At 33.8% G+C, this 14,349-nt stretch carries 11 protein-coding genes; all 11 read right to left on the reverse strand.

The window, feature by feature from the left end; genetic code table 11:
* Nucleotides 1-204: 204 nt before the first annotated feature.
* The 11 genes from trxB to prfB all read right to left on the reverse strand — a co-directional run bounded on the left by trxB (nucleotide 205) and on the right by prfB (nucleotide 14,141).
* The gene (gene trxB, locus LG295_RS10715; RefSeq protein WP_107531693.1) at nucleotides 205-1,149 is read right to left on the reverse strand and encodes a thioredoxin-disulfide reductase; all 945 of its coding nucleotides are present in this window, start codon (nucleotides 1,147-1,149) and stop codon (nucleotides 205-207) included.
* 64 nt (nucleotides 1,150-1,213) lie between these two features.
* The gene (locus LG295_RS10720; RefSeq protein WP_107557866.1) at nucleotides 1,214-2,650 is read right to left on the reverse strand and encodes a lipopolysaccharide assembly protein LapB; all 1,437 of its coding nucleotides are present in this window, start codon (nucleotides 2,648-2,650) and stop codon (nucleotides 1,214-1,216) included.
* A gap of 21 nt (nucleotides 2,651-2,671) precedes the next feature.
* Nucleotides 2,672-3,148 (reverse strand): DapH/DapD/GlmU-related protein, encoded by a 477-nt coding sequence (locus LG295_RS10725; protein ID WP_107557867.1) that lies wholly within the window; start codon nucleotides 3,146-3,148, stop codon nucleotides 2,672-2,674.
* A 9-nt stretch (nucleotides 3,149-3,157) separates the two neighbouring features.
* On the reverse strand, nucleotides 3,158-3,994 hold the full coding sequence (gene lgt / locus LG295_RS10730) for a prolipoprotein diacylglyceryl transferase (RefSeq protein WP_404475894.1): 837 nt from the start codon (nucleotides 3,992-3,994) through the stop codon (nucleotides 3,158-3,160).
* 3 nt (nucleotides 3,995-3,997) lie between these two features.
* The gene (hprK, locus tag LG295_RS10735) at nucleotides 3,998-4,933 is read right to left on the reverse strand and encodes an HPr(Ser) kinase/phosphatase (protein ID WP_039068628.1); all 936 of its coding nucleotides are present in this window, start codon (nucleotides 4,931-4,933) and stop codon (nucleotides 3,998-4,000) included.
* Between the two features lie 302 nt (nucleotides 4,934-5,235).
* Complete coding sequence (gene uvrA / locus LG295_RS10740; RefSeq protein WP_107557869.1) at nucleotides 5,236-8,070, reverse strand: excinuclease ABC subunit UvrA; 2,835 nt, start codon at nucleotides 8,068-8,070, stop codon at nucleotides 5,236-5,238.
* Nucleotides 8,071-8,075: 5 nt separating this feature from the next.
* Entirely contained in the window at nucleotides 8,076-10,058 is a 1,983-nt protein-coding gene (uvrB, locus tag LG295_RS10745; RefSeq protein ID WP_107531851.1) for an excinuclease ABC subunit UvrB, read from the reverse strand.
* A 318-nt stretch (nucleotides 10,059-10,376) separates the two neighbouring features.
* Nucleotides 10,377-10,607, reverse strand: coding sequence for a CsbA family protein (locus LG295_RS10750; protein ID WP_107531850.1), 231 nt, complete (start codon nucleotides 10,605-10,607; stop codon nucleotides 10,377-10,379).
* Between the two features lie 5 nt (nucleotides 10,608-10,612).
* Nucleotides 10,613-11,254, reverse strand: a complete 642-nt coding sequence (locus LG295_RS10755; protein WP_029377670.1) for a YfbR-like 5'-deoxynucleotidase — start codon at nucleotides 11,252-11,254, stop codon at nucleotides 10,613-10,615.
* Nucleotides 11,255-11,595: 341 nt separating this feature from the next.
* A complete protein-coding gene (locus LG295_RS10760) occupies nucleotides 11,596-12,552 on the reverse strand; it encodes a CHAP domain-containing protein (protein ID WP_404475899.1) in 957 nt (318 codons plus the stop codon).
* Between the two features lie 472 nt (nucleotides 12,553-13,024).
* Nucleotides 13,025-14,141 (reverse strand): peptide chain release factor 2 gene (gene prfB / locus LG295_RS10765; protein WP_107531777.1). Its coding sequence is split into 2 segments (ribosomal slippage): nucleotides 13,025-14,068 and nucleotides 14,070-14,141, totalling 1,116 coding nucleotides; the frame shifts between segments, so codons are not numbered across the junction.
* Nucleotides 14,142-14,349: the final 208 nt, after the last annotated feature.

Raw genomic sequence — 14,349 nt, forward strand, 5'->3', positions numbered from 1 at the left:
TTGTCACTATGAGATTATTTGTATTCAATCCTTTTTGGCTTTTAAAATTTAACCATGACAACTTTACCAGTCGTACAAATTCTTTATGTAAAAAAAGCTAGAATGCGTTCACTTACAATCTAGCGTAAGTTTAACATTCTAGCAATAACTATATAACCGAGTTACATTAATTAATTAATTCTGATTAGCTCAGTTAATTTTTAATTATGCTTCAATTGTATCTTTAAGGTGTTCAATATATGCAATTGCACTTTGTGCGGCAATACTTCCATCACCTGTTGCTGTTACGATTTGACGTAAACCTTTTTCACGAACGTCACCTGCTGCATAAATACCAGGAATATTAGTACTCATATCTTCATTAGTTAAAATATAACCAACTTCGTTAGTAATACCTAAATCTTGGAAAGGTACTGTTAATGGTTTCATACCAATATAAACAAATACACCGTCTGCATCTAACGTTTGTTCTGCACCATCTTTAGTTGATTCTAATGTGACAGAGCCAACTTTACCGTCTTTTTCATTAATTGTTTTTAGCGTGTGACTCCAAATAAAATCAATTTTGTCATTCTTAAATGCACGATCTTGAAGTATTTTTTGTGCACGTAATTCATCTCTACGGTGAACGATTGTGACACTATCAGCAAATTTTGTAAGGAATGTACCTTCTTCAACAGCTGAATCTCCGCCACCGATAACAAATAATTTTTTACCTTTAAAGAATGCACCATCACAAACCGCACAGTAACTTACACCACGACCGCCAAGTTCTTGTTCACCTGGTACTCCGATTTTTTTATATTCTGCACCAGTTGAAATGATAACTGCATGAGCTGTAATTACATTATTACCAAGATTGATTTCTTTATAAGATCCTTTATCTTCAATTGATTTAATATCACCATATTGATATTTTGCACCAAATTTTTTCGCGTGTTCAAACATTTTTGTTGATAAGTCTGGACCTGTTACCATTTCAAATCCTGGGAAGTTTTCAACTTCTTCTGTATTCGCCATTTGACCACCAGGCATGCCACGTTCAATCATTACTGTGCTTAAATTTGCACGAGATGCGTAAACTGCAGCAGTCATGCCTGCTGGACCTGCACCGATAATTGCAATATCAAAATCCACTTGTTCAGCCATTTAATTGCCTCCTATTTAATAATTCATTATGCGAAGTATATATGATTTCTTGCTTTTTATAAACTTATATGCTCACTAAATAATCGATTGTTTTATTCAAGCGATACGCTGAGATATTAAACCATTCTAATACTTGTTGTTTCGTCACTTTGATATCGGTATTCCGAAAATATATATATACAAATGCCGCTACATAGTTATCGACATTGCTTAAGTCTACCTTTTCAGAAATAATTGCTTCCGCTTGATCAATCCATATAATAAATAATTCTTCATTATTTTTCAATGATTCTACATCATAAAGCATTAACAAACCTCTATGAATAAAATCTAACTTGTTTAATTTTAAATCTTGTATAAGGTATGTTAAATATAATTTTTCATAATCATTCATAGATTCTAATATGCCCCAAATTTCTTGGGTCAATAATACTTCTCTTCCCTTTAACTGATTAAGTAAAAAAATACCATACAATCTATGGTGACTATCGTCATTTAATAATAATGGTAGGATTTGTTGATCAAAGTAAGCTTTACTTTCTTCTATAACCCACGGGGCATGGCCAACGTCTACTTGAGTAACCTCTTGTAGTTTAGACCAAAAATATTTACTATCTTCCAAATTGCCTAAATAGTAATTATTGTAGCTGAGCGCATTATACATTTGTATAGATAGGAATTTCCCTTTTCTATAAAGGGGATGTAATATCTTTTGCGATGCTTCATATTGCCTTAAATAACATAGGACTATCCCTAATTTGAATGATTCGTCATCATTCATAGGCATAACTTTTCCTAAAATATTTAAGTAGCGCTGATATTTCTCTTTATCATTCGTATTATAGAGTAATAACGTATAATGACATAAGGCATGTACATCACTATTATCTTCACTCAGTAAACGTTCAAACATCTCTTTCGCCGTATCATATTCATTTAAATATAAGTAACACATTGCTAACAAATTACGTACGACACGATGTGCTTGTATGTCATCATTTTGATTTAAAATAAAATTCCTTGCTTCTGGTAAACGACCTTGGGAAAATAAATATTGAAAAATGAGCTGTATGGCGAATAGTTGACTTTCTGTTTCAATTTTTTCAGCAGAATGATAGGATACTTCAAACATCTCTTCAAGTTCATCTCTATAATCTTCATCGTTAGACATTGTAATATAATTGATTCCAAATAGGAATGCTTTATTAGCTTCATTCATCGTAATATTAAGTTGGCTAAGCTGAAAATAACTCTCTTCCACAAATTCATCTTGCGCTATACTTTCATAAAAAAGATGTTCTGCCTTATTACCTAGCCCTATATTTACTAGAGATTCCGAATATTTTACTTTTATATCAAAATCTTGAGGTGACATTTCAAGCACTTTTTTAAAATGTTCTGCAGCTTTTTTATATTCTTGTTGGTGAAATTTTTGTTCACCTAATTTTTTATAAAACTGACTATCAAACTTCATTGGTATTACATTGTCGTTATGCGCCATCCATGCTCACCTCCTATGTTTTTAACTTTTAATTTGTATGGGATTCCCATAAGCCAATGTGTTATCTGGTATATCTTTAGAAACAACGGCACCCGCACCAACTTTGACATTCTTTCCTATAGTAACACCAGGCAAAATAGTTACGTTTGCACCTATTAAAGTATTGTCACCGATATGGACAGGTCCTGTTTTAAACTCATCCACTAGAAATTCGTGCGTCAAAATAGTTGTATTATATCCAATGACACAATTTTCACCTATCGTAATATATTCTGGATAAAGTAAATCCGGAACGACTTTAAACGCAAATGCCGTTTCTGCACCGATGTTCATTTTCAAAAATTTACGATATATCCAATGCTTTAACTTCACTATAGGTATATAGCGACAAATTTCAATAATCACCGTCTGCTTGAAAATTTTAACAATCCTCACGTAACGGTACATATGCCACAGTGGATTTTTGCCATGTGACTTCTGTCTTTTTAAATTCCGCATGTTATTTTATCACTTCACTTTTGGGTTTGGCCATGATAACGGACCAACATCTTTATAACGTGGCGAACGATATTTCACTCTTCTAATAATCATTATGATAATACCAACTAGAATTAAGATAATAGACATTAACTGAGCTACACGAATATCACTTGTTAACATTAGGCTGTCTGTACGCATGCCTTCCACGAAAAATCTACCGATAGAATACCATATTAAATAAAGGCAGAACGTATCACCAACACGCAGATGTTTTCTTAATAAAATTAATATCACAAAACCTAAAATATCCCATATGGATTCGTATAAAAACGTTGGTTGATAATATTTACCATCATTGTACATATTATCAATAATAAAATCAGGTATATGTAAATTTTCAAGCACAGACCTTGAAACTGGTCCACCATGCGCTTCATGATTCATGAAATTTCCCCATCTTCCAATACCTTGGCCAAGAATCATACTAGGTGTAATTACATCACCGATTTGAAAGGGATTAATATTCTTTTGCTTACAAATAATAATACCGGTAACAAACCCTCCAATTAAACCGCCGTGTATCGCAATACCACCATGCCATATCATTGGTATCTCAATTGGATTTTGTATGTAATAAGGCCATTGAAAAATAACAAAATAGATTCTTGCCACAATGAAGCCAAATATGGCACTCCAAAAAATAATATCAACTAGTGTATCTTGGTCATAGCCAATCCTTTTCACGCTAGCCTGTGCTATAAAATAGCCTAATAGTATACCAGCCGCAATGATAATTCCGTACCATCGGACTGAAATCGGTCCTAATTCAAATGCAATAGGATCGATATAGTTTAATGTTAACATTGCTTATTTCTCCTCACCATTATTACCGTTACGTAAAATTTCTGCGTTTAAACGATCATTAAATTCTTCAGCTGTATTAATTCCCATAATGTTTAGTCTGTAATTCATTGCTGCTACTTCAATGATTACTGCTACGTTACGACCAGGTCTAACGGGTATCGTTTTCTTCGTGATTTCTGTATCTAGAATGCGTAATGTTTCTTCATTTAATCCAACACGATCGTATAATTTTTCTTTGTGCCAGTTTTCTAAATGAATATTCAAGCGTAATCGTTTTTCTGTCAAAATCGACCCAGCCCCGAATAAAGTCATAACATTGATAATGCCCAGACCTCTAATTTCTAGTAGATGTTCTATTAATTTGGGTGCTCTACCAATTAATTCATCTTTACTTATTTCTCTAATTTCAACGTTATCGTCGGCTACAAGTCTATGACCTCTTTTAATTAATTCTAAGGCTGTTTCACTTTTCCCAATACCAGAATCACCAGTTATTAATACACCTACACCATACACATCCACAAGTACACCGTGGAGTGACGTTGTTCTAGCTAGTTCATGTTCTAAAAACGTAGTCAATCGACTCATTAATTGTGTAGTAGCAATTGTAGAAGTGATTAAAGGTGTTTCATGTTCTTTAGCGGCTTCAATCAATTCTTCTGGTGGTTCTAAGTCTCTCGTCACAATAATTGCCGGTGTTTCAGGTCGGCATAATTTTCTCATGCGTCCTTTACGTTCTTCATCTGGCAATAAATTATAAAAAGATAATTCCGTAGTACCTAATAATTGGATTCGGTCTGAAGCATAGTGAGAAAAATACCCCGCCATTTCCAATCCAGGTCTTGAAATATCAGTGTTTTTAATTTGCTTATTTAACCCTGCTTCGCCTGCAATCATCTCAAGTTCGAAGCGTTCTACTAAACTTTTTGTAGTTAACATTGGTTCACCTCTATCAATATTTCTCCGACTTTTATAGTATAGTTATTATCATATCAAAAAGAATTGATAATCCATATTAAAAAGTGTAGAAGATTAATAATAAATCGCTTTAATCACATCACTGTCTAATTAATTATAAACGATATCTTCCATTTATAGTTCAGTCACCTAACAATTGTATAGTTTTTACAGTAAAACAAAAAGAAAGACTCCTTATAAGTAACACTATTTCGCGTTATTTATAAGGAGTCTATTTTTATATTGTTTAATAAAGTTCATTGGTCTATAGCGAATCGTGATTTTTATTTAACTGTATCACGAGCTAATACTGGCTTTAAATATCGACCTGTATAACTTTCGTCAACTTCTGTAATTGCTTCAGGCGTACCAGTAGCAACGAGTGTACCACCACCATCGCCACCTTCAGGTCCTAAATCAATGATATGGTCAGCCATTTTAATCACATCTAGATTATGTTCAATAATAACTACAGTGTCACCATTTTCTACAAGTGTATTTAACACTTTTAATAAACGACTAATATCGTCAACATGTAAACCAGTAGTAGGCTCATCCAAGATATAAATTGATCGACCTGTAGATCGTTTATGCAATTCTGAAGCAAGCTTCACACGTTGCGCTTCGCCGCCGGATAAAGTAGTAGCAGGCTGACCTAAAGTTACATAACCTAAACCAACATCTACTAGCGTTTTCAATTTACGATGAATTTTAGGTACGTTTTCAAAGAACGACGTAGCTTCTTCTGCCGTCATCGCTAAAATATCAGCAATATTTTTCCCTTTGTATGTCACTTCTAGTGTTTCTCGGTTATATCTAGAGCCACCACAAACTTCACAAGGCACATATACATCAGGTAAGAAATGCATCTCTATTTTGATGATACCGTCGCCTTTACACGCTTCACAACGCCCGCCTTTAACGTTGAAACTAAAACGACCTTTCGTATAACCTCTAACTTTCGCTTCATTGGTCTGTGCAAATATATCTCGTATATTATCAAAAACCCCTGTATACGTAGCTGGATTAGACCTTGGTGTTCGACCAATTGGAGATTGATCAATATCAATAATACGATCTAATTGATCTATACCTTGAATTTCATCGTAATCACCAGGTTTTATTTTAGATTTATTAATATGTTTTGCTAATGATTTGTAAAGTACCTCATTCACTAATGTACTTTTACCAGAACCAGAAACGCCTGTGACAACTGTCATTGTTGATAGCGGAAAATCAACATCTATATCTTTCAAGTTGTTACTTCTAGCACCTTTCACGCTAATTTTGCGATCTGTAATCTGCCTACGTGCTTCTGGTACTTCAATACGTTTTTGTCCACTTAAATATTGGCCCGTCAATGATTGCTTATTATTCATTACCTGTTTTGGTGTCCCACTCGCAACGATTTCTCCACCATGTTCACCAGCGCCTGGACCAACATCAACTAAAAAGTCTGCTGCGCGCATTGTATCATCATCATGTTCAACAACGATTAAGGTATTACCTAAATCACGCATTTCTTTTAGCGTATTAATTAACCGGTCATTATCTCGTTGGTGTAACCCGATAGAAGGTTCATCTAAAACATAAAGTACGCCTGAAAGTCTTGAACCAATCTGAGTCGCAAGGCGAATACGTTGTGCCTCACCTCCAGATAATGAGCCAGAGGCGCGATTCAATGTTAAATATTCTAGTCCAACGTTATATAAGAATTCTAATCTTGAATTGATTTCTTTTAAGATTTGGTTAGCAATTTTTCTATCTTGTTCAGACAGCTCTATATGTTCATAACTATGCAATGCTTCTTTGATAGATTGTTCAACGACATCACCAATATTTTTCCCTGCAATATAAACAGATAATGCTTCACGACTTAATCGTTTACCGTGACAAGTTTCACATGGCAATTCAGTCATGTATTTACTCATCATTTCTCTTACTAATTCAGATGGAGAATCATGATATCTTCTATTGATGTTATTGATTACACCTTCGAACTCCATTGTACGTTTGCGTGTTTGGCCATTACGTTGTGTGAAGGTAAATTCAATTTCTTTGCCTTTTGAACCATTTAAAATAATATCTTTTTGCCGATCTGTAAGCTTGTTAAAAGGCTTATCCATATTTATTTTAAACACTTCACAAACGCGATTTAACAATGTTGGATAATAATCAGAACTTGATGATTCCCAAGCAACAATAGCGCTTTCATTTAATGTTTTATTAGCGTCAGGAACTACTAAATCTAAATCCACAGTCAGTTTTTGACCTAAGCCATCACAGGTTGGACAAGCACCAAATGGACTGTTAAAACTAAACATACGTGGTTCCAATTCTCCAATTGAAAAACCACAAATTGGACAAGCATGATTTTCTGAGAATTTTAATTCTTCACCGTCAATGATATCCACAATGAGGCTACCTTCAGAAAGTTGCAATGCTGTTTCGATAGAGTCTGCCAAACGTGATTCAATACCCTCTTTAACAACTAAACGGTCGATGACTACTTCGATAGTATGGTTTTTATTTTTATCTAATGCAGGTACTTCATTTACATCAGTTATTTCACCATCTACTCTTACACGCACATAACCTTTTTTACTAATATCATCAATTAACTTCTCTTGGGCGCCTTTTCTATGTGTAATCACTGGTGCGAGAATTTGAATCTTAGTACGTTCTTCTAATTTCATGACTTGATCGACCATTTGTTGTACTGTTTGTGATTCTATTTCAATACCATGATTAGGGCAAAATGGTTTCCCTATACGTGCATAGAGTAATCTAATATAATCATAAATTTCAGTTACAGTCGCAACAGTAGATCTTGGATTTTTGCTCGTTGTTTTTTGATCTATTGAAATAGCTGGAGATAAGCCTTCTATCGTGTCTACATCTGGCTTATCCATTTGTCCTAAAAACTGTCTCGCATAGGCACTTAATGATTCTACATATCTACGTTGTCCTTCAGCATATATTGTATCAAATGCTAAAGATGATTTACCTGAACCTGAAAGTCCGGTCATAACTATAAGTTTGTCTTTAGGTATTTCTATATCAACATCTTTTAAATTATGGGCACGTGCCCCTTTTACTACAATGGATGGTTGCTTCATTTGTGTCACCCTTCTGCTTTTAATTCAAATAACATATCCCTAAGCTCTGTAGCTTTTTCGAAATCTAAATCTTTCGCCGCTTTCTTCATTTCTTTTTCTATATTTGCAATTGTCTTTTCGCGCTCTTTTTTCGTCATCTTCTTAGGAACTTCCGTTTGTTGCTGGTCATTAGTTTCATCGTTATCAACAGTAGCACTAATCACATCATGTATTTTCTTATTAATAGTCATAGGTGTAATGTTATGTTTTTCGTTATATGCTTCTTGGATTGTACGACGTCTTTCTGTTTCGTCTAACGCATAACGCATAGAGTCAGTAATTTTATCCCCATACATAATAACTTCACCACGACTATTACGTGCAGCACGTCCAATTGTTTGAACAAGTGATCTTTGTGAACGCAAGAATCCTTCTTTATCTGCATCTAATATCACTACGAGAGATACTTCTGGTATATCAATACCCTCTCTTAATAAATTAATTCCGACTATGACATCATATGTGCCCATTCTCAAGTCGCGAATAATTTCAATTCGTTCTAGTGTTTTAATTTCTGAGTGTAAATAATTAACTTTTACTCCCGCTTCTTTCAAATAAGTTGTTAAATCCTCACTCATTTTTTTAGTTAAAGTAGTTACTAGCACGCGTTCATTTCGATCAATACGATCTTGAATTTCTCCAATTAAATCATCGATTTGATTTTCTGTTGGTCGAACTTCAATCTTAGGATCCAATAAACCTGTTGGTCGGATAATTTGCTGTACCATTTCATCTGTATGTTCTAATTCAAATGGACCTGGTGTAGCTGATACATAAACTAATTGCTTAGTCTTCTCTTCAAATTCTTCAAATTTTAGTGGTCTATTATCTAAAGCACTGGGCAAGCGAAAACCATGGTCTACCAGTACTTGTTTACGAGCGCGGTCACCATTATACATCCCTCTAATTTGCGGTAATGTAACATGTGACTCGTCAATCATTACTAACCAATCATCACCAAAGTAATCTAGAAGCGTATAAGGTGTTGAACCTGTTGGTCGTAAAGTTAGATGAACGGAATAGTTTTCTATACCTGAACAAAAGCCCATTTCTCGCATCATCTCTAAGTCATAATTCGTACGTTGTTCTAAACGTTGTGCTTCTAGCAATTTATTTTCTGAACGTAGTTCAGTCAAACGTGCTTCTAATTCATTTTCAATTCTTTGGATGGCTAATTTCATTTTTTCTTCTCGTGTTACGAAGTGTGAGGCTGGGAATATCGCAAAATGGTCTCGTTCCCTTAATACTTCGCCTGTTAAATAGTTCACCTCACGAATACGATCTATTTCATCACCAAAGAATTCTACTCTTATACACATTTCTTCTCTTGAAGCTGGGAAGATTTCTACTACATCACCTCTAACGCGGAACGTACCACGTCTAAAATCAATATCATTTCTTGTATATTGCACGTCAACCAATTTTTTCAGTAATTCGCTTCTATCCATTTCCATGCCAACTCGCACACTTACGACTAAATCACGATACTCTTCTGGATTACCCAAGCCATATATACAGCTGACACTAGCTATGATAATAACATCATCTCTTTCAAATAATGCACTAGTTGCTGAATGTCGTAATTGATCTATTTCATCATTAATGGAGGCATCTTTTTCTATAAAAGTATCAGTCGATGGCACGTAAGCTTCTGGTTGATAATAATCATAATAACTGACAAAATATTCCACTCTGTTTTCAGGGAAAAACTCTTTAAATTCGCTATATAACTGTCCTGCTAGTGTTTTATTATGTGCGATAATTAACGTAGGTTTACCCACTTGTTTAATGACGTTACTCATCGTAAAAGTTTTACCTGTCCCTGTAGCCCCAAGTAACGTTTGATGTCTTTTTCCTTCATTGACACCATTTACAATTTTTTTAATGGCTTCTGGTTGATCTCCTTGAGGCTCAAAATCAGAATGCAATTTAAACGGATAATGTTCCATATTATAACCCTACCTCCTATATCATTTCTAACGCTTAAAACCTATTTAAAATCTTTATATTAGGCTATATACATTGTTTTTTGGCGTAATATTTTCCGAAGGTGCTTATACTCGTTACATATTTTAACAGATTAACAAAGACAAAAGCAAACATTTGTTCGTTTTAATTAATCTTGTTCTATATAAATAAAAACAAACATAGTCACTCTACCATGTTTGCATAAATTTGCATTATAATCATATTCTTAATTATCTCAAGCCATATAATTATAAAGCGCTTATTAAATTATAGCAATTAGGTTGCTCAATACTTACTTTTCAATCGTCTTCTTTTTTGTGCAATTCTAATTGATCAATAATGAGATATCCTGCCAACATAGACACTACATCTATAAAAATAATCCATTCACTATGGAAGAATCCTTTTTGTACAGATGCGCCTATAATAACTAATGTCAGGATTGTTCCTACCCATTTATTTCTCGTTAATACACTAAACAACACAACAAATATACAAGGAAAAAAGGCCGCAAGCGCATACCAAATCATTCCATTCACCCGTTCCTATTATTTAAAATAGCCATGGTTGTTTCTCGTAATTCAGATTTTGGAATGAACTTTTCCGTCAACATTTCAGGAATGATATTTTCTATAAAATCTTGAACCGAGCTAAGGTGATCAAATTGCATTATTGTCTCTAATGACATTTCATATATTTCAAAGAATAGTTGTTCTGGATTACGTTTTTGAATTTCTCCAAATGTTTCATATAATAAATCTATTTTATCAGCTACCGAAAGTAATTGACCTTCTAACGAATCGTCCTTACCTTCTTGTAGTCTTTCTCTATAGATAGCTTGATATGGTTCTGGAATCTCTTCATTTATAAAATGATCTACCATTTCCTCTTCAACTTGTGAGAATAATTTCTTTAGTTCTCCGCTAGCATACTTTACAGGCGTTTTAATATCTCCTGTGAATATTTCCGCGAAATCATGGTTTAATGCCTTTTCATATAAGCTTTTCCAATCCACTTCATTCCCATGATACTCTTCAACAGTGCCTAAATATTGAGCTATTTTAGTCACCTTGAATGAGTGGGCAGCGACGTTATGCTCGAAATACTTAAATTTACCTGGCAATCTAATTAATTTTTCTAAATCAGATAAGCGTTTAAAATATTGATGTACTCCCATGACATCGCCTCCTAGTTTATTTAATGAATCATTATACTTGTTTTTATAATATCACTCAACAAATAAAATGTCTTACCAATATCCTTAAAAATAATTATTTATTTGTATTATAAACATACTTCTTTAATTAATATAACGAGGGAGTGGAACAGCGAAATCATATGACGCTACAATGATTTCGTTGTCCCACTCCCATGAACACAGCTTTCAACTTAATTAGTCATTTCTTCTACATTCATTTCATCAAATTTACATAGTTAGTTTACGATTTCACTCATTATCTTATAAAACAAGATATCAGCATATTTGTTCTAACTTCAAACTGAAAGCTCTAGTATTAATTAGTGAATATAGTTATATTGTCCTGTATTGTGAACTGTTCTATAAGATTTTTGTCCTACGCCTTGCCAGTTCATTTCTGACACAAGAATAGACCCATCTGAATTTTTACGTTCCACTACACCTACATGCCCATAGTTACCAGCATTACTTTGGAAAATAGCTCCAACTTCTGGCGTGTGATTTACTTGATAGCCATTTTGACGAGCTGCTGAAGCCCAATTATTCGCATTTCCCCATAAATTACCAACAGATTTTCCTAATTGTTGGCGTCTATCGAAAGCGTAATATGTACACTGTCCCCATGTGTAATAGTTATTGCCATTTGAAGCTTGTTGTACTGGGCTATATTGTTCGTTAGATCCCACATTACTATCAACATGCATTTGTTGATTGTTTTGACCTACATCTTGTGTGTTAACGTTTGACCACGTTTGTGGTGCAATAGATGCCATATGTGTTGATGTTGATGTTGTAGCACGATTTGGTGTTGATTGTTCATTAATTGCTTCATTGTAATTACCGTCTGAGATATTACTTTGCCCTTCGATTTGCTCGTTAAACATTTGTTGTATTTGATTATTTAAATGTGCTGAACCTTTCTCAGAAACTGCGATAAGTTGACCAGGATATATCACGTCTCCTAAATTTGGGTTCAATTGAACAAGTTGTTCAACCGTCAATTGATGTGCAGTTGCGATACTTTGAATTGAATCTCCAACTTTTACTTCTACAATATCATTGTCTGGAAGCACTAATTTTTCTCCTGCTTGAACATACGCTCTATTATCTATTTGATTTAAATTTTGAATTTCAGTAGTTGATGTTGCAAATGCTTGAGCTATATCTGTTAATTTAGCATTTTCCTTCACTGTATGGATTTGGTCTGCTGATGCGATACCATTTATACCAAAAAACATTGCTGCCGTTGTTATAGAAAATGTTAAGCCTTTCTTCATTACATCTTTCATCCTTTGCTGTCTTAATTTTAATCAAGAATAATATAGCACATAACCCATAGACATTTGTCTTTGTTATTATACTGTAATACAACAGTCAACTTTCTATTTTAACGAACTATTTTATATCCTTTAAAATACGTCTAATCCCTTGATACGACTAAATTTAAATAAAGATTATTATTCTGTAAGCATTGGACTATGTAACATTAAAAAATGTATTTTACATCCAATGATTAATGTTTTGAAATTATTATAAATATACAACAATATATTTATAATAATTTCAAAGTATAGATTGCCTCTTTATTCGTTAAAATTCATATAACAGTTATTTACATTCAATATAAAATTTCAAAAATAAAGGGATGCGCTAGTAATCAACATTTTAATATTGATTACTAGCTCATCCCATACATACATCAAACTTCAACTTGCTAATTTATAACGTATATTTTAATATCATTCATACTTATTTTTCACTATGGTCCATTTGACTGCGTAAATATGCTTCTATAAATGAATTAATATCTCCATCCATTACCGCATCAACTTTACCCGTTTCAGCGTTAGTACGATGATCTTTAACCATAGCATACGGGTGGAATACATAAGATCTGATTTGACTACCCCATCCTATGTCTTTTTGTTCTCCTCGAATTTCTGCCATTTCCTGTTCTTGTTCTTCAATTTTTAATTGATATAACTTAGATTTCAAAGTCTTCATAGCAGCTTCTCTGTTTTTAATTTGAGAACGTTCATTTTGATTATTTACAACAATGCCAGTTGGATGGTGAGTGATTCGAATGGCTGATTCTGTTTTATTAATGTGTTGCCCGCCTGCACCTGATGCTCTAAAAGTATCAATTGTAATATCGTCTTGATTAACCTCAATTTCTATATCGGTATTATTAAATTGTGGGATTACGTCACATGATGCAAATGATGTATGTCTGCGTCCTGAAGAATCAAATGGAGAAATTCGAACAAGACGGTGTACTCCCTTTTCAGCTTTCAAATAACCGTAAGCATTATGACCTTTTACGATTATCGTTACACTTTTAACTCCAGCTTCGTCTCCTGGTAAGTAGTCAGCAATTTCTACCTTAAAGCCTTTTTGCTCACAGTAACGTTGGTACATTCTCAATAACATGTTAGTCCAATCTTGCGATTCAGTACCACCTGCACCTGGATGTAACTCCATAATGGCATCGTTCGCATCATATGGACCATCTAACAATAATTGTAATTCGAAGTTGTCCAACTGACTTTCAAACGTATGAACTTCTTGCTCCAATTCTTGCTTCATTGTGTGATCGTTTTCTTCTAATAATAATGCTCTAGTCGTATCCATATCTTCTAGAGTTGCTTCAAGTGATCTGTATGCATTCACAATTGATTTCAAAGCATTGTTCTTATCAATGACCTCTTGTGCTTTATCTTGGTCATCCCAAAAAGTAGGATCTGTCATCATCTCTTCAAATTCTTTAATATTAGTCTCCTTTTCTTCTAAGTCAAAGAGACCCCCTAAGTTGTTCTAATCTTTCTCTATAAGCATCAATATTTCGTTTAATTTCTGATAATTCCATTTTGCATCTCTCCTATTATCAAATGAAGTACTTACACAACATACTTATTCATCTTAATTTATTTTATCCAATATCACTATTCTACAGAAGTCAGGGTTAACATTTCAACTTTACACTTAATCTCCTCCATGCGACCTGTAATGTTTTAATACAAAAATAAAACCGGAAGTTAATGATACGACTATCAATGCTCCCGGTTTAATTTATA

The organism is Staphylococcus pseudoxylosus, assembly GCF_044794325.1.
GTDB classification, from domain to species: Bacteria; Bacillota; Bacilli; order Staphylococcales; family Staphylococcaceae; genus Staphylococcus; species Staphylococcus pseudoxylosus.

Bases quoted from the DNA above. Each gene is read 5' to 3' on its own strand.
- LG295_RS10755 (WP_029377670.1), bottom strand. From the start codon at position 11,254: ATGGGAGTACATCAATATTTTAAACGCTTATCTGATTTAGAAAAATTA.
- LG295_RS10720 (WP_107557866.1), bottom strand. From the start codon at position 2,650: ATGGCGCATAACGACAATGTAATACCAATGAAGTTTGATAGTCAGTTT.
- hprK (WP_039068628.1), bottom strand. From the start codon at position 4,933: ATGTTAACTACAAAAAGTTTAGTAGAACGCTTCGAACTTGAGATGATT.
- LG295_RS10760 (WP_404475899.1), bottom strand. From the start codon at position 12,552: ATGAAGAAAGGCTTAACATTTTCTATAACAACGGCAGCAATGTTTTTT.
- LG295_RS10725 (WP_107557867.1), bottom strand. From the start codon at position 3,148: ATGCGGAATTTAAAAAGACAGAAGTCACATGGCAAAAATCCACTGTGG.
- lgt (WP_404475894.1), bottom strand. From the start codon at position 3,994: ATGTTAACATTAAACTATATCGATCCTATTGCATTTGAATTAGGACCG.
- uvrA (WP_107557869.1), bottom strand. From the start codon at position 8,070: ATGAAGCAACCATCCATTGTAGTAAAAGGGGCACGTGCCCATAATTTA.
- LG295_RS10750 (WP_107531850.1), bottom strand. From the start codon at position 10,607: ATGATTTGGTATGCGCTTGCGGCCTTTTTTCCTTGTATATTTGTTGTG.
- trxB (WP_107531693.1), bottom strand. From the start codon at position 1,149: ATGGCTGAACAAGTGGATTTTGATATTGCAATTATCGGTGCAGGTCCA.
- uvrB (WP_107531851.1), bottom strand. From the start codon at position 10,058: ATGGAACATTATCCGTTTAAATTGCATTCTGATTTTGAGCCTCAAGGA.